Annotated in this window: 11 protein-coding genes and 1 pseudogene; 6 read left to right on the top strand and 6 right to left on the bottom strand. The window is 66.2% G+C overall.

Translation table 11 applies throughout. The annotated features are described in order from the left end of the window. Positions 1–150: 150 nt before the first annotated feature. The 3 genes from ACR9Y6_RS11735 to ACR9Y6_RS11725 all read right to left on the bottom strand — a co-directional run bounded on the left by ACR9Y6_RS11735 (position 151) and on the right by ACR9Y6_RS11725 (position 3,251). A complete protein-coding gene (locus tag ACR9Y6_RS11735; RefSeq protein WP_481281442.1) occupies positions 151–1,926 on the bottom strand; it encodes a DUF885 domain-containing protein in 1,776 nt (591 codons plus the stop codon). Positions 1,927–1,998: 72 nt separating this feature from the next. Beyond that, positions 1,999–2,481, bottom strand: coding sequence for a DUF456 domain-containing protein (locus ACR9Y6_RS11730; RefSeq protein WP_481281441.1), 483 nt, complete (start codon positions 2,479–2,481; stop codon positions 1,999–2,001). Beyond that, the gene (locus tag ACR9Y6_RS11725; RefSeq protein ID WP_481281440.1) at positions 2,481–3,251 is read right to left on the bottom strand and encodes a DUF3298 and DUF4163 domain-containing protein; all 771 of its coding nucleotides are present in this window, start codon (positions 3,249–3,251) and stop codon (positions 2,481–2,483) included. Before ACR9Y6_RS11725 ends, ACR9Y6_RS11730 begins: the two co-directional genes overlap by 1 nt. A 93-nt stretch (positions 3,252–3,344) precedes the next feature. Here ACR9Y6_RS11725 and ACR9Y6_RS11720 point away from each other — a divergent pair, with 93 nt between their 5' ends. Beyond that, a complete protein-coding gene (locus tag ACR9Y6_RS11720) occupies positions 3,345–3,995 on the top strand; it encodes a protein kinase family protein (protein WP_481282723.1) in 651 nt (216 codons plus the stop codon). 15 nt (positions 3,996–4,010) lie between these two features. Here ACR9Y6_RS11720 and ACR9Y6_RS11715 read toward each other — a convergent pair whose 3' ends face one another. After that, positions 4,011–4,787, bottom strand: coding sequence for a ferredoxin--NADP reductase (locus ACR9Y6_RS11715; RefSeq protein ID WP_426286784.1), 777 nt, complete (start codon positions 4,785–4,787; stop codon positions 4,011–4,013). Positions 4,788–5,018: 231 nt separating this feature from the next. Here ACR9Y6_RS11715 and ACR9Y6_RS11710 point away from each other — a divergent pair, with 231 nt between their 5' ends. Beyond that, positions 5,019–5,411, top strand: a complete 393-nt coding sequence (locus ACR9Y6_RS11710; RefSeq protein ID WP_481281439.1) for a hypothetical protein — start codon at positions 5,019–5,021, stop codon at positions 5,409–5,411. 95 nt (positions 5,412–5,506) lie between these two features. Here ACR9Y6_RS11710 and ACR9Y6_RS11705 read toward each other — a convergent pair whose 3' ends face one another. After that, on the bottom strand, positions 5,507–8,539 hold the full coding sequence (locus tag ACR9Y6_RS11705; protein ID WP_481281438.1) for an outer membrane beta-barrel protein: 3,033 nt from the start codon (positions 8,537–8,539) through the stop codon (positions 5,507–5,509). A 490-nt stretch (positions 8,540–9,029) separates the two neighbouring features. Here ACR9Y6_RS11705 and xth point away from each other — a divergent pair. The 4 genes and pseudogenes from xth to ACR9Y6_RS11685 form a co-directional block, all read left to right on the top strand. Next, positions 9,030–9,854, top strand: a pseudogene (gene xth, locus ACR9Y6_RS11700) (exodeoxyribonuclease III); the annotation flags it as partial. A 107-nt stretch (positions 9,855–9,961) separates the two neighbouring features. After that, positions 9,962–12,130, top strand: a complete 2,169-nt coding sequence (locus ACR9Y6_RS11695) for an ATP-binding response regulator (RefSeq protein ID WP_481281437.1) — start codon at positions 9,962–9,964, stop codon at positions 12,128–12,130. Next, positions 12,127–12,984 (top strand): alpha/beta hydrolase, encoded by an 858-nt coding sequence (locus tag ACR9Y6_RS11690; protein ID WP_481281436.1) that lies wholly within the window; start codon positions 12,127–12,129, stop codon positions 12,982–12,984. Before ACR9Y6_RS11695 ends, ACR9Y6_RS11690 begins: the two co-directional genes overlap by 4 nt. Positions 12,985–13,031: 47 nt before the next feature. After that, complete coding sequence (locus tag ACR9Y6_RS11685) at positions 13,032–16,067, top strand: sensor histidine kinase (RefSeq protein WP_481281435.1); 3,036 nt, start codon at positions 13,032–13,034, stop codon at positions 16,065–16,067. On the opposite strand, the gene ACR9Y6_RS11680 is transcribed toward ACR9Y6_RS11685, so the two are convergent. Then, the gene (locus ACR9Y6_RS11680; protein WP_481281434.1) at positions 16,064–17,866 is read right to left on the bottom strand and encodes a glycoside hydrolase family 97 protein; all 1,803 of its coding nucleotides are present in this window, start codon (positions 17,864–17,866) and stop codon (positions 16,064–16,066) included. The two genes, ACR9Y6_RS11685 and ACR9Y6_RS11680, sit on opposite strands and share 4 nt — an antisense overlap. Between the last annotated feature and the right edge of the window lie 72 nt (positions 17,867–17,938).

Genomic DNA, 17,938 nt, shown 5'->3' with positions numbered 1-17,938 from the left:
AACCTGGCCCGCTGCCGCGGGATCGCCGATAAGATCGGCTCCCACCAGGCAGACGATGGCTGGTGGGAGCCGATCCTGCTGGCGATAGCCCGGTGGGAGCCGACCCTGTCGGCGATGCTTTCCGGGCCGGCTCCCACACGGTTCGAAGGCTCAGCTCTTCTTGGCCTTCTTCTCCTGCTCCGGAATGAAGCGCGTGCGCACGGCCTCAGCCAGCAGGTCCGGGGGCAGCAGGCCCTGGGCGATCAGGAAATCGTTGAACGCCTTGCGGTCGAAGCGATCGCCCAGCTTGGTCTGCGTTTCCGCGCGCAGCTGCAGGATGCGCGTGTAGCCATAGAAATACGCGGTGGCCTGGCCTGGCGAGTTGAGCGTGTAGCGATCCAGTTCCTGCCGCGCCATCGGCTCGGACAAGCCCACGTCGTGCACGAGGATCTCGCGTGCCCTGTCGCGGTCGATCATGCCGAGGTTGAGCATCGGGTCGAGGAAGGCGCGGGCCGCACGCAGCAGGCGGAACTGCAACGCGATGAACTGCCCCGCGGGTGGTTCGTACGGCATCATTTCCGCTTCGGCGTATAGCGCCCAGCCTTCCACGTTCACGCTGTTGAAGGCGAACAGGCTGCGGGTCAACGACACGCCTTGCTCGACCATCGCCGCGAATTGCAGTTCGTGCCCAGGACGCCCTTCATGCGCGGTGAGTGTCCATGCCGCGGCTTCGAAGGTGAAGTCGTCGTACATCTGCGTCTTGTCGCCGTCGGCCGGCGGGTTGCCCGTGGTGAGCACGAAGGTGCCGCGTTGACCGGTGTTGCCGACGAAAGGCGGCGGGTCCATATGCGGCGCCGGCGTGCGCGCGTTCTCGGCTTCGGAAGCGAGGCGCATGGCCATCTGGCGTTTCGGCAGTTCGACGATGCGCTGCTGGCGGATGGTCTCTTCGATCTTGCCGATGACGTCGTGATACGTGGGCTCGACCTTGTCCTTCGCGAGCTGCTTTTTCTTCAACGCCTTGAGCACATCGCGGTAATCGCCGTTGGGCAGGCCTTCCGCCTTCGCGACGACGGGCGCGAGCATCTGCAGCGCGTAGGTCGTTTCCATGAACTCCAGCTGGGCGCGGTCGATCAGGTCGTGCGGCGAGATGTCGAGGCCGACCTGTTCGAGGTTGTACGCGTACAGCGGCTCGGGCAGGCGGAAATCCGTGCGCGCATGCGGAAGCACCACCTTCTTCACCCAGGCGTTGTAGTCCTTCAACTGCTGGTCCAGCTTGGCCATCGCCTCGTCGGAGCCGGCGATCTTCTTCTCCGCGAACAGCTTGCGGATGCCGTCGACATAGCGTTGCGTGTTGCCCAGTTTCTGCTCGATGTCAGCCTTCACGGGGCCGAGCAGGGCCTTGTCGCCCAGTTTCTCCGTGGTACGGGCACGCGCCTGGTCGACCAGGGCCGTGCAGCCGGCGGTCATGCCGACGTAGCACTTCAGGCGTCCGAGGGCGGCCTTGTTCTGTTCCGGCGTGCTTTCGGCGTTGAGCAAGGAGAACTCACCGCTGAAGACGATCTGCCCGGCGTCGAACCATGGCAGGAGGTACTTGTCGTTGAGGTCGATGCCCTTGATGTTGCCGTCGATCTGTTTGAGCAGAATCTGAAGATCCTGCTTCACATTGGGGTCCTTCTCCTCGGCGAGGCGCTTGTTCACCTTCGCGCGTACGTCGACCAGCGCGGCGCGCTGGCGCTTGTCGACGTCGGGCCCCAGGTCCATCGTCTTTTCATCGAAACCCTTGAGGCCGATGTCGGTGGCGGATTCGGGACTGAAGCGGGCGGTGACATCGAGCAGCGCCTGCGCGTCGGCGTTGCTGCGGGCGATCCAGGCGGGTTGCGCCGTTTCCGCGTGCAGGCCGCCGATGGCGAAGGTCACGGCAGTGGCGAGGATGAGTCGTCGGAACATGCGTATCTCCCCAGTGAAGTCCGGCGAGACTAGCTTCTGCGGACGGCGCGCGCCAATGTGCCTGATGGCCGATCAGCTGAAGAGCAGTGTGAGCCCGGCCATGCCGATCATGAGGAAGGAGATCACCACCTTGGCGAGGATGCCCACCAGCATGCCGATCCAGGTGCCGATGCCCACGTGGGCCGAGCGGAGGATGCTGGTTCCCGACCATAGCTCGCCGATCACCGCGCCGGCGAAGGGCCCGATCAATAAGCCGGGGATGCCGAAGAACATCCCCACGGTGGTCCCGATGCCCGCGCCCCACAAGGCGCGCGGGCTGGCTCCGATCCGTTTCGCGCCGAGCGACGCCGAGACGAAATCGAGCGCGATGCCGACCGCGCCGACGATGCCGATCGCCACCAGCCAGCCCCAGCCGAGGTGGCGGTACTCGTCCACGGCGGCGGCCAGCCAGATGCCGCCGAAGATCATGGGGATGCCGGGTAGCACGGGCAGGACCGCACCCACCACGCCACCGACGATCAACGCGGCGGCAAGCAGGTAAAGGGCGGCCTCCATCAACGGAACGCCTCTCGGTACTCCGGCTTCAGGTATGCCGAAAACGACTCGCTGGGAACGTCGACCGCCTGGGGGCCCGCGGCGTAGGAAGCCACCTGGTAAGGAGGAAAGATGAAGGTCAGGCCGTGCACCTTGTCGTCCGGCCCGGTGAGCAGGCTGAACACCCGGTAGTGATCCTTGCCCGGCGCGGTGCCTTCATCGATTTGCTCGCTGTCGGAGGCCAACGGCTCGTCCTGGTCGTCCAGCGCCGTGAGCAGTTGCCGGCGTGCTTCCGCCGCGAAGGCGTTTTCCGCCGCATGCGGATCGGCGAACAGGTCGTCGATCCCGACCACCCGCTGGTCATCCAGATCGTAGGTGAAACTGTCGACGATCGGCGCGGGATGGGCGCCACCGGTGAAGGCCGAGCCATCGACTTGCACGTTGATGAAACGGTCGGTGCGCGCGGCCACGGCGATGTCCAGGTTCAGGTCCCAAGGCAGTTCCCGCGCGCGGGCCTTGGCACCCGGCGCGTCCAGGCTGGCGAGGAAAGACCGCTTTTGCCGCTCCACGTAGCGGTCGATGGCGCCGCGCAACGGTGCCGCTTTTGGCGGCAACTCCGGGAGTTTCAGTTCCATCGTGTACAGGCCCTCCCTTCCGGATTGGGTATCCTTGGCCACGTTCGCCTTTGCGGGCGGTGGCGTATCCCCGTCGTTCGTCCGGTCGGCGCCGTCGCGGCAGGCCACGAGCCCGGCCGTGGCGAAGACCAGCGACAGGATGTGTCGCACCAGCATGTTGCGTCTCTCCCTGCGAGGATCGCATCTTACCGTAGCTCCTCGTTAGCGGAGAGCGCGTCAACGAACCGAAGGACCAGCGTGCATACCGTGATGACGGAGTCCGTCACCCTGCTCAAGGCCGATGAGCTTGGCCGCATCGAACGCGTGGAACGCGACGGCGTGCTGCTGATCCGTCGAGACATCGGTGCCGCCCGCTGGTGGGCCCGCTGGTTCGCCCGCCGCGCCGCCGCTCGCGAGGCGCGTGCGTTGACCCGCCTGGACGGCATCGACGGCGTGCCGCGCCTGCTCGCCTGGAACGGCCGCGTGCTGGAACGCAGCTACATGGCCGGGCAGCCGATGCAGCTGGGCAAGCCGCTCGACGCGGCCTATTACCGCGATGCGCTGCGCCTGCTCGCCGTGCTGCACCGCCGGGGCATCGTCCATAACGACCTGGCCAAGGAGCCGAACTGGCTCGTCCGCGAGGACGGCTCGCCGGGCCTGGTGGATTTCCAGATCGCCTGGACCCGGGGGCGGCGCGGCCCGCTGTTCCGCTTGCTGGCCCGGGAAGACCTGCGTCACCTGCTCAAGCACAAGCGCACCTATGCGGCGGAACGCCTTTCGGTGCGGCAACACGCGATGCTGGCTCAACCGGCAGCGCATTCCCGGTTGTGGCGAGCTACGGGAAAGCGTCTCTACAAGCTGGTCGCGCGGCGGATCTTCGGTTACTGGGATAACGAAGGGCAGGGCCGCATTCGCCGTTGAAGCTGCGGCACGCCCTTATTTCTCGACGAACGCCCGCTCGATCACATAGTCGCCCGGCTCGCGCGTGCGCGGCGACGCCTGGAAGCCCTCGCCGTCCAGCAGGACGCAGATATCCTCCAGCATCGACGGGCTGCCACAGAGCATCACGCGATCCTCCGCGGGATTCAGCTGGGGCAGGCCGGTGGCGCGCGCCAGTTCGCCGTCGGCGATGGCGTCCGTGATGCGGCCACGATTGCGGAATTCCTCGCGGGTCACCGTGGGGTAGTAGACGAGCTTCTCGCGCACCAGGTCGCCCAGGTACTCGTGGTTCGGCAGCTCGTTCTCGATATAGGTGGAGTAAGCGAGGTCGTCCACGTGGCGAACGCCATGGGCGAGCACGATCTTATCGAAGCGCTCGTAGGTCTCCGGATCGCGGATGATCGAGAGGAAGGGGGCCAGGCCGGTGCCGGTACCCAGCAGGTAGAGCCGCTTGCCCGGCTTGAGGTCGTTGAGGACCAGGGTACCGGTCGGTTTGCGGCTGACGATGATGGGATCGCCCGGCTTCAGGTGCTGGAGCCTGGACGTGAGTGGGCCGTCCTGCACCTTGATGCTGAAGAACTCCAGGTGCTCCTCGTAATGCGCGCTAGCGATCGAATAGGCGCGCATCAGTGGCCGGCCATCGACTTCCAGCCCGATCATCACGAAATGCCCGCTCTCGAACCGGAAGCCGGGATCGCGGGTGGTACGGAAACTGAAAAGACTGTCATTCCAGTGGTGCACGTCGATGACGTGCTCGGTCGCCAGTGCCACCATGGTTGCTTGAACCTCGAAAAACGAAAGGGACGGGCCATCGCGCCGTGCGCGTAGCCTGGGGATCGGCTGGGGAAGCGGCCCGTGGGCCGCGCTGCCTCGCGCATGGCGTCGCACCCGCGTAGGTGCGCGCCCATGGAGCGTAAGTTTAAATCAAACCGGCAGGGGCCGCCCTGCGGGCGCCTGAACGCGCCCTGGTCTAAGATGCGGGGCCGCCCAGCAGGAGAAAACCCGGTGCCCAAACCCGACTATGCCGCGGGCCAGTCCTGGACCTACCGCACCCGTACCGGCGAGGAGGCGTCGCGCGTGGCGATCCGCCACATCGACCATGAGCCGGAAGACGGCGAGGTTTTCCACGTGTCGATCCTGGACGTGAAGCTGCGCAACCACCGGGTGCCGGGGGGCATGCAGCGGGCCATGAACCACGCCGCCGTGTCCCGGGCCACGCTGGATGCGAGCCTGCTCGCCTTGGCAGGCGAGGCCGACGCGGACGAAAGCTGGCGCGATGGATACGGCGTCTGGCGCCAGGCCTACGACAATGGCGACGCGGGCATCTTCGAGATCCCGGTGAACGAGATACTCGGCTACATCGAGATGGTCGTGGCGGCCTCGGGCGAGGCTCGATAATAAAAAAAGGGCGCCCGGTCTACGGAAACCGGCAGGGGAGAGTCCGGTTTCCGTAGAGGGGCGCAAGTGTCACACAGGGATCTGGGTTTCTTCGCTTAGAAGTCGTAGGTCACCGCGAGGCGGCCGTAGCGCGGATCCTGGGTGTAGAGCGGTACGCGATAGATCGTGTTGAGCGTGTTCGCCGGACCTTCGCTGGCCGGATAACGGAACGTCGCCCGTTGCTGGTTCAGCACATTGAAGACGTTGGCCGAGAAGGCGAGCTTCTGGCCACCCCAGGACGGACGATAGGTCACGCCGAGATCGAGCTGGAATGTCCAGGGCAGGCGGCCATGGCTACCCGGGGGCGAAGGCTGTCCATTGCACCAGCGGTACGAACTGCCGTAAGACACCGGATCGGTGTGGTTCGGGCCGTAGTAGCCGGTACAGACTTCGGGGGCTCCGGAAATGGCCTGCAGGTTGCCCGACAGCTGCCATTCCGGCAGGAACTGCCAGTAACCGTACGCCTTGACGACGTGCGTGTGGTCGTTGCCCTGTGGGCCGTTCGAATACTCCATGACGTACTTGTTGTCCCAGTCGACGCTGCCGGCTGCGCCGCTCTGGCGGGTGTCGGTGCGTGCCTGGCCCTCGGTATTGCCGTAGCTGCGCGAGAACACGTAGTCGAGCTTGCCGTACCACACACCGTCGAAGCTGTGCTCGATGAATGTTTCGAGGCTGTAGTAGCGACGCTTCAGTGCGGGGAAACCAATTTCCTTGCGGCTGAGCGGTACTTCGAACGCGTTGCCGTTCGGGTCGAGCAGCGTGAAGGTGTTGGACGCGCCGCCATTGACCAGGTAGCAACTGTTGGTCGAGCCGACGGTGTATCCAAGTGCCTCCGCCTTGTCGGTCACGAGCGCGACGTCGCAGAAGTCGTCGATGGCGCTGCGCAGGATGCGCTGGGTCGCCTTGGCACCGTACACCCAGTGATCGCCGAAGGACTTGTCGAAGCCGAGGATGAATTCATCCTGGTGCTCTGCCTTCAGGTTCTTGCCGGCGACGGTACGCGGGTCGGGCGGTATGCCATACGAATTGTTTGCCGATACAGGGGCGCTGATCTGGGTGAGTCCCGTGGGCGCGCCAGTCGAATCGATGCCCGAGTACGTGTAGTACTGCTGGGTGGAGGTATACCCGGCAGCCGCGCCCGTGGCAGGGTTGAGTGGCAGGCCCAGGTAATAGCGGCCGGCATTGGCGAATACCTTGAACGAACCGTCGCCGTTGACGTCCCACGACGCGCCCAGGCGTGGCGCCCACTGCGGCTTGGTCTGCGTGATGAATTCCTGGCCGAACTGGTTGTAATCGGTGAACTGGTCGTTGCGCAGGCCGATGGAGAGCAGCCATGTATCGCTTATCTGCCATTTGTCCTCGATGTACTGCGCTTTCTGGTCCGACCGGACATTGACCAGGTTGTCCACGACGTTACGGCTGACGTAATAGCCTTCCGCGCCGTTCGCGAAGCCGGCGGTACCGGGAACGAAGTTGATGCCGGGCGCATCCGAGATCGGCTGCGTCGGATCGTCCTGCTGTCCGTAGTTCCAGGTGTAGCCGGGGCCGGGGCTGTGCGTGCCGAATTCCACGGCCTTCGACTTCACGTTGTCGATACCCACGGAAATCGTGTGGTCGCCCAGCGTGTAGGCGACGTCGAAGCGGAAATTGGTAGCCTTGTTGCCCCGGCCTGGCGCGCTGATATCGTCGACCTGGTTGTTGCGAATCGCGGAGCCGCCGTTGAGCGCCGGATTCTGGTTCTGCGAACTGTCGACACGCACCAGGGTGGGATCATAGTTGCCCGGCTGGTCGTAGTTCTTCGTGTTCATCTTGCCGTACATGGCGCTCACCGTCAGGTTGTCGGTGATGTAGCTCGTGTACTTGGCCACCCACAGGTCGCCACCGGTCTTGGTGTCGTCCACCGGGCCGATGGTGCTGGTGCGGTTGAGGTTGACATAGTCGTAGTTGTAACGCGTGCCCGAACCTTCGCGCTTGTCGCCCGCGCTGGTCAGCTCGAGGATGTTGCTGTCGTTGATGTTCCAGTCGAGCTTGGCGTACCAGCGAGGCGACTTATAGTCGTTGGTGGACGAAGGCGTGTTGCTGCCGACGGAGTTGACGTTACGTTGGCCCTGTTTCTCGAACTCGCCTGCCACGAAGAAGAACAGCTTGTCCTTGATCAGCGGACCGCCGGCGTATGCACTGACCGTGGTGGTCCAGCGATCGTTCTGGCTCTTCGGCTGGTAAAGATTTCCCGCCGGGGCCGATGAAGGTACGCGTGCATAGTGCAGGTCGTCGTTGCTGGCACGCGCCCAGGCGGGCTCCCAGAGAAGCTGCGCACCGAAGTGCCACTCGTTGGTGCCGCGTTTGCCGACCTGGCTGATCACGCCGCCATCGGAGCGGCCATACTGTGCGCTATAACCGCCGGTGTACACCTCTTGCTGGTCGATCGCCCCGTAGGGGAGTTGCAGGCCGCCGACGGCGTTGAGCGGGTCGGTGGTGTTGAAACCGTTGATGTAATACGCGTTCTCGTTGGCTGCGGCACCGCCGAAGCTGGCGACGGAGCGGCCGGTATCGCTGGTGAATCCGCCACCATTGTTGACCACGCCGGGCGCAAGCCTGGCGATTGCTTCGGCCGTGCGGGCTAGCGGCAGCTTTGCAAGTTGCTCCGAGGTGATGACGGTGCGCGAGTCCACCGAAGTGACGTCGATGTTGGGTAATGCGGTACCGGTGACGGTCACGCCCTGGAGACTGGTGGCATCGCTGGCGCTGCCTGCCGTCGCCGGAGGCGCGTTGAAGGAAACGTCCGTGCTGGCGCCGACACGCAGGGCCACGTCTTTCCGGGTATCGACGGTGGTGCCGTCGCGAACGAGGCTCACGGTGTAGGTACCCAGGGGCAACTGTGCGATGGAATAGCGGCCACGCTCGTCCACTGGCACTTCGCGGCGGAAGCCGGTGCCACTTTCGATCACGATGGTTTCATTGCCACCCGCCGGGACGGAGCCGTTGATGGCGCCGGTGGTGGACTGCGCGTAAACGCTCGAAACGCCACCCAGGCAGGTACATACCGCCAGTGCGAGTGCGCTCCTGCGAGAGAGAAACTGCTTCTTCATGCCTTCCCCGAAAAGTGATGCCCCAGAAAAAGACGGCAACACGGGACCGCGGCGCCGGGCCCCCGCCCGGCGCTGAGATATGGAGCCTCGAAGACCCCTCCCGCGCTCCATCGCTGTGCTCCCCATTTGCCTCGATCCAAATGGGTCAAGCCGACGGTTTACAGCACGCCGGCTGCGTTGTCCAGCGGCCGAAAGACACGCCGGGATAGCCGTCCAGCCGTCCAAACGCGATGTGGCGGCGCAGCAGAAAACGAAGTAACTATGGGGATTTGTGGAGTTTTATGCGTTCGAAGGAGCTTGCCGGAAACGTGCCTATGCGGTGTCGGCGGGCGCCGTAAAAATTTACGCGGGGACCCCTCGGGGAGTCCCTTCCTGTACCGGCTGAGGGCCACGGGTTTGGATCGAGGCAAATCTCGTGCCAAGTTTTTGCGGTCGTCCGTCCGGCCGGCCATCACCCGTCATCCACCCGGCCTGACCGACATTCCGGCGAATGAAGATCGCGACCTACAACGTCAACGGCATTCGCTCCCGGCTCCCCCACTTGATCGAATGGCTCAAGAGGGAATCGCCCGATATCGCCTGCCTGCAGGAACTGAAGGCGGTGGACACGGGATTTCCCATCGGGGCGATCAACGATGCGGGGTACGGAGCGCTCTGGGCCGGCCAGGCCTCATGGAATGGGGTGGCGGTCCTGGCGAAGGGAGTGGACCCGGTGGAAAGCCGCCGGGGCCTGCCGGGCGATGAAAAGGACACGCAGAGCCGTTACCTCGAGGTGGCGGCGCACGGTGTCCTGGTCGGCTGCCTCTATCTCCCCAACGGGAATCCGTGGCCAGGCCCGAAGTTCGAGTACAAGCTGGCGTGGTTCGAGCGTTTCATCCGCCATGCCAAGGGGCTGCTAGGCAGCGGACAACCCGTGGTGCTGGCGGGCGACTACAACGTCGTGCCCACCGACGAGGACATCTACGATCCGAAGGGCTGGCGCCGGGACGCCCTGTTACAGCCGGAAAGCCGTGAGGCCTATGCGCGGTTGCTGGCACAGGGCTGGACGGATGCCCTGCGCGCTATCCACCCGGACGAACGCATCTACACGTTCTGGGATTATTTTCGCCAGCACTGGCCACGCGACAGGGGGCTGCGCATCGACCATCTGCTGCTGTCGCCGGACCTGGCCAAGCGGCTCAAGGACGCCAATGTCGACCGCTGGGTTCGCGATCTGCCGAAGGCCAGCGATCACGCCCCGGTGTGGGTCGAACTGGGGAAACCGGTCCGGAAGCGCGCAACGGCGAAGAAGGCAGCGGCCGCCCGAAAGCCCGCGTAGCGCGGCTGGAAACGTTTTCACGAAAGTGAATCCCACGCCGCACTTGCCAGCGGCGACAGAGTTCATAGACTAGGCGGCTATTGGGGGAGGTGGACCAATCGAGCATGAAGATCGATGGCGGTAGCGGCAAGCGCGCCGAACCGGTGATGCTCAGTGAGGTCGCCGAGCGGTTGCATAACCCGCGTATCGATCGCATCGTGGCGAGCTTTCGTGAGTACCACGTCTCGCTGATGCGCACGGTGGTGCTCGGCTTCGTCGTCATCTGGTCCGCCGCATGGCTCCAGGGCCCCGCTCCCATGGCGGTCGAGGCCCATCGTGTGGTCCCCGTTGCGGCCGCCCTGTTCGTGCTCAGTACCTTCTGGATGCTCGGCGTCCGGGCGGGCTCGCTGCGCCAGAACGTGGCGATCGACGCCGTCGGCGGTGTCGCCAACTTCGCCATGGTCGCCGTCCTGCTCAAGTCGGCGTTCATGTTGCTCATCACGCTGACCCCGGTGTTGCCCTTCCTCTCCGTGGCCTTGGGCGTGCGTTACAGCCGCTGGGCCTTCGTCGCCAGCGTCGCTGCGTCGGTGGCCATCCTGGCCGTGGTGGCGCCGGACGGCTTCTGGATCGCCCGTCCGGCCTATGCGTTATATGCCCTGGCGCTGGTGATCGTGCTCCCGATGACGCTCTACCGCATGATGGACGCACTGCGCGAGGTGTCGGCGGAAGCCATCGCCTCGCGCGAGGCACAGCACCGCTTCATCTCGATGATGAGCCACGAGATGCGCACGCCGCTGGGTACGGTGATACATGCCGCCTCGTTGCTCGACACCTCGGCCATGAACGACGACCAGCGCCGCCTGGTGGCCCTGCTTTCCACCAATGCCAATGCCTTGCTGCACCGGGTGAACGCCGTGCTGGATGTCGCGTCCTTCGCCGGTGGCAGCTTCAACCTTCGTCACCAGGCCTTCGCCTTCGACGAGGTGTTGGCCACGGTGGGCGCCGTTTGCCGTCCTTATGCCGCCGAGAAACGGATCGCCTTCAGCCTGTCGCGGGACGCCTCGGTCGAGGGCGTGTTCGCGGGCGATCCGGGGCGCATCGAGCAGGTGCTGTCCAACCTTGCCTCCAATGCACTGAAGTTCACGCCGCCGGGAGGCTCGGTCGACGTGCGCGTGGAACTGCTGGAAAGCATGGCGGGTCGCGATCCGACCATCGTCTGCACCGTGACCGATACCGGCATCGGCATCGCCGACAGCGACAAGCAGCGGATCTTCGATCCCTTCCACCAATTGAGCGCAGGCGAAAGCCGGCGCCAGGAGGGGGTCGGACTGGGCCTCTACATCGTGCGCAACGTCTCGGAGCAAATGCAGGGCAGCCTCGACGTGGGCGACAACCCCATGGGTGGCTCGGTCTTCAGCTGGCGCTTCACCTTGCCTCGCGCGGCCGCCGGGGCCCGCAGCGTCGCCGACACGCCACTGACGGACTTGCTCGACGATCACAAGGCGCGGGTCACGCCGCTGCGCTGCCTGGTGGTGGACGACAATGCCGCCAATCGCGAGATCGTGGGGCGTATCCTGGAACGTGCCGGTCACCTGCCCGTGTTCAGTGCCAGCGGCGACGAAGCCCTGTCGCGCCTGGCCAACAAGGGTATCGACCTGATCTTCATGGACCTGCACATGCCCGGCAGTTCCGGCTGGGACGTGCTTGGCCGCATCGAAGTCGCCCGGCGCACAGGCAGCGTGCCGCCCATCGTGATGCTCAGCGCGGATTCCAGCCACGACGCCGTGCGCATCGCCTTCAGGGCGGGTGCGCGCGCCTACCTGACGAAACCGATCGCGGCGCAACGCCTTCTCGATGTGATCGAAGCCGTCGCGGAGGAGCGCGAACTCGAACATGCCGTGCGGCATTGGCAACCGGTGATCGACTCGCCAACGGAAGGGCGGGGTCACACCGGAAGCCCCCTGGATGAGATGCGCGCGCTCAGCAGCCAGGACGAGTTCGCCAACTTCGTCGATCTCTGCGCCCATACCACCGGACATCACCTGGATGCGCTTTCCGCCGCGATCGCCTCGCACGATATCGCCGCGGCGTCCGAGGCGGTGCATGCCTTGCGCAACGTGTTGGGTAACCTGGGTGTACCCGGCGCCAGCCGCGTGTGCGACGACATCGCCGTGATCGTCGACGCCGGCGGCGACATGCGTGCGGCCGTCGCCGAGGTCGACGCGCTGGGCCGGTCGGTACGGCGCTTCGTGGAAATCCAGCGACAGCAGGCGCGCGTGGCGGCCGACGCGTGACGATCCTCGATGAGCTGGCCAGCGACATCGACCAAAGGGAACGCCATGTAGCGGGCATCAAGCCCGACAACGAAGCACGCATCGTGTTTGGTGCCGGCGTGCCGCACGAGCGCCAGCCGCTCTCGGTCGTATACCTGCACGGTTTCACCGCCAGCCAGGCGGAGGGTGCGCCGGCGCATCGTGCGATCGCCCGGGCCTGTGCGGCCCACCTCTTCCTCAATCGCTTCACGGGACACGGCACGGACGAACCCGGCGCCATGGCTGGTGCTTCGCCGGAACGCTGGCGCGAGGACGCCGATGCGGCGTTGGCGATCGGCCTGCGTCTGGGTGAGAAGATCGTGCTCGTCTGCACATCGATGGGTGCGTCGCTCGCCCTCGACCTGGCGGTGCGCCGCCCCGACGCCGTCGCGGCCGTGGTGGCGTGGTCGCCGGGTATCCGCGTGCACGATCCCGAGCAGTTGCGCGCGGCGCTCTTGCTGCAAGGCGCCGTGGTGCCACCGGGGGAGAGGTCGCCGTTCCAGCGGCGCCACTGGTCGTCGGTGGTCCATTCCGATGGCTATCGCGCCATCGCGCGGCTCTTCATCGAGTGGATGCGACCGGAGCGGCTGGGTTCCATCGTTTGTCCGGTGTTCTTCGGCATATGGGACGGCGGCGAAGGCGACCGGGATACGCTCACGTCGGTGGCGGCGATGCGCGAGGCGTTCGCGTGGCTGGGGACCGCGCCATCGCGACGCAGGCTGGTGGCCTACGATCATGCCGCGCACGTGCTCGCCTCACCGGAGCGTTCCCCCGCGGCCGCACGGGTACTCGCCGATTCGCTGGCCTTCCTGCACGACGTGGGCCTCGCGCGCTGACGGGTCGCGGACGCGCTATCTTTGCCCGTTCCGAAGGAGGTCGACCGGTGCGTTTCCAACGCGCGATCGCTGCGTGGGTGTCTGTCTGGCTGGTGGTTGCCGGCTGGCTGGCGTTCGCCTGCGACATTCGCGCGGCGGACAGCCGCGATCGCGATATCGACCAGTTCTACCACACGGCCTGGACGGTGCGCGAAGGTGCGCCGGGCCAGGTCACGGCGTTGGCGCAGACACGCGACGGTTATCTCTGGCTGGGCACGCAAACCGGTCTCTATCGGTTCGATGGCGTGCGTTTCGAACGCTATCGCCCACGCGAGGGCGGCGATTTCCAGGCGTCCAGCGTGGCCTCCCTCTATGCGCCGCCCTCCGGCGGCCTGTGGGTCGGGTTCCGCTATGGCGTGGCGAGTTTCATCGACGGGGACCACGCCACGCATTACGCGGCGGCGTCGGGGCTACCGACGGGGACGCTCTATGCCATCGGCGGGACGCCCGACGGCACCGTCTGGGCGGCGACCTTCAATGGCCTGGTTCGCTTCGATCACGGGCGCTGGATGTCGGTCGGCCCTTCGATGGGCTTGCCAGGCATGCGCGCCCGCAACCTGTTCGTGGATCGCGAGGGCCGCCTGTGGGTGGCGACCGAAGACGCATTGGCCTGGTTGCCGCGTGGCGGCCACCGTTTCGAAGTGGCGACACGCGAGGTCGGGCGGGTGAACCGCATCGCCGAGGCCGCCGACGGTTCGATCTGGGTGGCCGAGGCCGATGGCGGCGTGCATCCCGCATGGGCGGGTGGGGCCGATCCTTCCAAGGCCGGTCCCGTGCTGCGACTGTCGTCGGCGGGTTTGCTGTTCGACCGGGACGGTGCCTTGTGGATGCCGACATTGGGCGACGGCATCCGCCGGGTGCCCCGGGTACGCGATCTTCCGCACCGCGTGATCGGTGCGGAAAGTGCCGAGGCGCAGCGTTTCGTGGAGCGCGACGGGCTCAGTTCCGATTACGCCAGCAGCGTGATCCAGGATCGCGAAGGCAATATCTGGGTGGGCGGCAGCCGGGGCCTCGACCGTTTTCGGGTGAGCCGCCTGCTGCCGGCGATGCTTCCTTCCGGCGCCACGGATTTCGCCATGGTGGCGGCGAAGAATCATGGCGTATGGGTCGGCACCAAGAGCCGGCCGCTCAGCCGGGTCGAGGCGAACAGCACCGAACCCATCGCACTGACCGAGGCGATCACCGCCGCCAGCCGCGATGCCGACGGCATCTGGCTCGGCGGTCCCGGCGGCGTCTGGCGCCTGCACGATGGCAAGCCCGAACCGTTCGCCCCATTGCCCTATCCGGATTACTCCGGCGTGCAGGCGGTGGTGGGCGATGGCAAGGGCGGCGCCTGGGTGTCGGTCAACCGGCCCGGCATCTTTCACTTCACCGAAGGTGGCTGGGAGCACGACCCCTTGCCGGCCGTCCCCATCGACTCAGCCCCCCTTGTCATGATGAACGACCGCCGCGGGCGGCTGTGGATGGGCTTCGCCCGCAACTACATCTTCGTGCGCTCGCAGGACTCGGACGTCGTGATCGGATCGGGTGAAGGATTGGCGGTGGGCAACGTCACGGCGCTGCTGGAAGACGGCGAGGCCGTATGGGTCGGCGGCGAACTCGGCATCGGCGTCGTCGTCGCCGGTCGGGCGCGGATGATCGCGATGGCGGGCGATCCGCTACGCGGTGTCTCCGGCCTGGTCCGCGATCATCGCGGCGACTTCTGGGCGAACGCGGCACAGGGCGTGGTCCGGATAGCCGCGGCAGACATGACCCGTGCGTTGGAGGAGCCGGACTATCGGCCCCCGGGCACCTTGTTCGATTTCCTCGATGGCTTGCCGGGCACGCCCGCGCAATTCAGGCCACTCCCCACCGCGGTCGTGGCCGACGACGGCCGGCTATGGTTCGCCACCACGAGCGGCATCGTCTCGATCGATCCGGCGGACGTGCCTCGCAACCCCCTGGCGCCACCGGTGTCCATTCGTTCCGTTTCCACGGATGTCGGCACGTGGCCCGCGGGCTCTCGCATCAAGCTGCCGGCGCATACCGAGCGGCTGAGGATCGCGTTCACGGCCACGAGCCTGAGCGTGCCCGAACGCGTGCGGTTCCGCTATCGCATGGAAGGCCTGGACACGCGCTGGCGCGACGCCGGAAACGATCGCGAGGCCATCTACACCGATCCGCCGCCGGGCCATTATGTGTTCCGCGTCACCGCGGCGAACGAAGATGGCGTGGTCAACGAGGAAGGCGCATCGATCGAGGTCGACGTGGCGCGCGCGTTCTACCAGATGCCGTGGTTCTTCCTGCTCTGCCTGCTGGCGGTCGTGCTTCTTGCCTGGCTGGTCTTCCTCCTGCGCCTGCGCAGCATGGCCTCGCAGCTGCGGGCGCGCTTGCAGGAGCGGCACGCGGAGCGCGAACGCATCGCCCGGGAATTGCACGACACCTTGTTGCAGAGCATCCAGGGACTGACCATGCGCTTCCAGGCCATCGCCAACCGCGTGCCGCCGGAAGAACCCCTGCGCGGGGAAATGGAACGCGCACTGGATCGCGCCGACGAAGCGCTGGTGGAAGCACGCGACCGCGTGCGTGACCTGCGTGCCCACGCAGGGGAGTCGGCGCCCATGGATGTGGCGCTGCGGGCCCTGTCCTCGGCCTACGCGGCGGAACACACGCTGCCCGTGGTCGTGACCACCTACGGCGACCTGCGTGGCCTGGGCGACCTGGTCCGCGACGAGTTGTATGGCATCGCCCGCGAAGCCGTGCACAACGCCGTCACTCATTCGGAAGGGAGCCGGGTCGACGTGGAGCTACGGGTCGAAGACGCCGAGCTGGTCCTGTCGATCCGCGACGATGGCCGCGGGATCGACGACGAGGTGCTTCGCGACGGTCGCGACGGCCATTGGGGCCTGCGTGGCATCCGCGAGCGTGCCGCCGCTATCGGTGCGGTCGTCTCGATCGCCTCGCGCCTGGATGGCGGGACGGACGTATGCGTAAGGCTGCCACTCGCGCTGGCGTTTCCGCACCATGCGGGATGGCTGCGCCGCGCCTTGGATGCGTTGCGCTAGCGGTAGCAGCCGTTCCCGAACTGTCCCTTGGCCAGTGGGCACAGGATCGCGGCGAATCCACCGTTCGCGGAGACGTCGAGCGAGAGCGTGCCGTCGGCCGTGACGTTCTGTGCCGTGCGAACCACGTCACCCCGGCCGCTGCCATCCCGAACGATGTCGGCGTGCCACGGCCCGACGCCCAGGGACGCCAGTGGCACGCTGAGCCGGCGCGCCGGCCCGGCCGAGATCGCGCCGATGAACCAGCGGTCGCCGCTGCGGCGGGCGAAGATCGCATCCTGCCCCGGCGTGCCGCCGAGCAGCTTCGTCTCGTCCCATACGGTGGGAACCTGGTCGAGGAAGGCGAGCGCCTGCGGCCGGCGCTCGTAGGCTTCCGGCATGTCGGCCAGATGCGTCCAGCCTGACTCGAAGACGATCGGCAACGCTACCTCGTGCGCGATCGAGGCCTCCTTGCGGCCCGCGTCGAACGCCACCGGCGTGTAGTCCATCGAGCCGACGACATTGCGCGTGTACGGCTGGATGGTGTTTCCAGCCGCTGGCGGATCGTTCTCCGCACCGCGCACGCCTTCCATGGTCATCAGGTGCGGCCACGTACGGGCGAGGCCATGGGGAATCGTCGCGCCATGGAAGTTCACCATGAGGTGCAGCTTCGCCGTGTCCGCGAGAGTGTCGTCGTACCAGCGATAGCGTGCCTGCGAGTCGGACTCCATGAAGTCGATCTTCACTCCCTTCACGCCCCAGCCCTTCACCCGCGTGAGTTCCGCCATGCGCTTGGCGGGCGTGTCGAGTTTCGACCAGTGGAACCACAGCAGGATGTCGACGTGCTTCGCGTTCGCGTAGCGGACCAGGCCCGGCACCCAACTCTCGTTCCAGCCTTCGTCGACCAGCACATAAGGGATATGGTTGCGCGCGGCGAAGTCCACATAGGCTTTCTGCCGCTCGGCGTTCGAGGGGCTGTCGTGTTTGCTCAGCCACGACCAGGCGACCTTGCTCGGGCGAATCCACGAGGTATCGGCGAAGCGTGCCGGATCGGCGAGATCGTCGACCAGCGTGGACTCCGTGACGGTGGCGAGGTCGCCGGCGATCACCGTGCGCCAGGGCGTGACACCGGTGCTTTCCACGCGGGCGTCGGCGAGCGTCAAGGCATACGTGCCGCTGTTCGCCGCATGCGTAAGGCGGCTGCCGTCGTAGCGGCCATCGGCGTTGGCTTCGGTGACCAGCACGTAGTTGTCGCCGACCTGGAACAGCGAGGGATAGCCGTAATCGCCCGGTGCGGCACCTCCCGCGGTGGTTTCGACGCGCTCCTTTTCATACTGCGGGTTATAGGGAAGCAGCCAGGCTTTCGCCGTCGGTGGAACAGCGAACGCGGTGGCTTCGCCGGTCACCGTCACCCGAGCCGTTCCCGGCAGTTCGTAGCGGAAGGCCACGCCGTCGTTGGCGACGCGCACGACGACATCGAGCTTCTGCCCCTTGCCGTTCTGCAAGGCATACCGGGTCTCGGAAAGATTGGCGTTGCGCTCCAGGCGCTTGCCGACGGTCATGCGATAGCGCTCGGTGATCTGCCGCTGCGTGGTGCCGACCAGCCGCAGGTCATGGGTAAGATCCGCTTCCGTGGTGCGGAGGCCGAGGGTCTCGTCCACGAGGGCGAGACCATGTGGATCGGTGATGGTGAGCACCGGCCGTCCACCGTCACGAAACACCAGCGTCGCCAGCGGGGGGCTGGCCAAGGCGGGCAGGCAGAAGCACGCGGCGAGCATCGCGGCGATGCGGCGAGGTACGAACGAACGGCGTACGAGCTTCATCCGGCGGTTCCTGTCGGCTGCGGGAGGCATGTGCATGGAAGTCCCCCACCGAGGATTCCACACGACACCCCC

It is taken from the genome of Luteibacter sp. TLI7-4A (assembly GCF_056754745.1).
The sequence above is the reverse complement of the archived record's forward strand: the minus strand, read 5'-3'. Positions and strand labels throughout refer to the sequence as shown.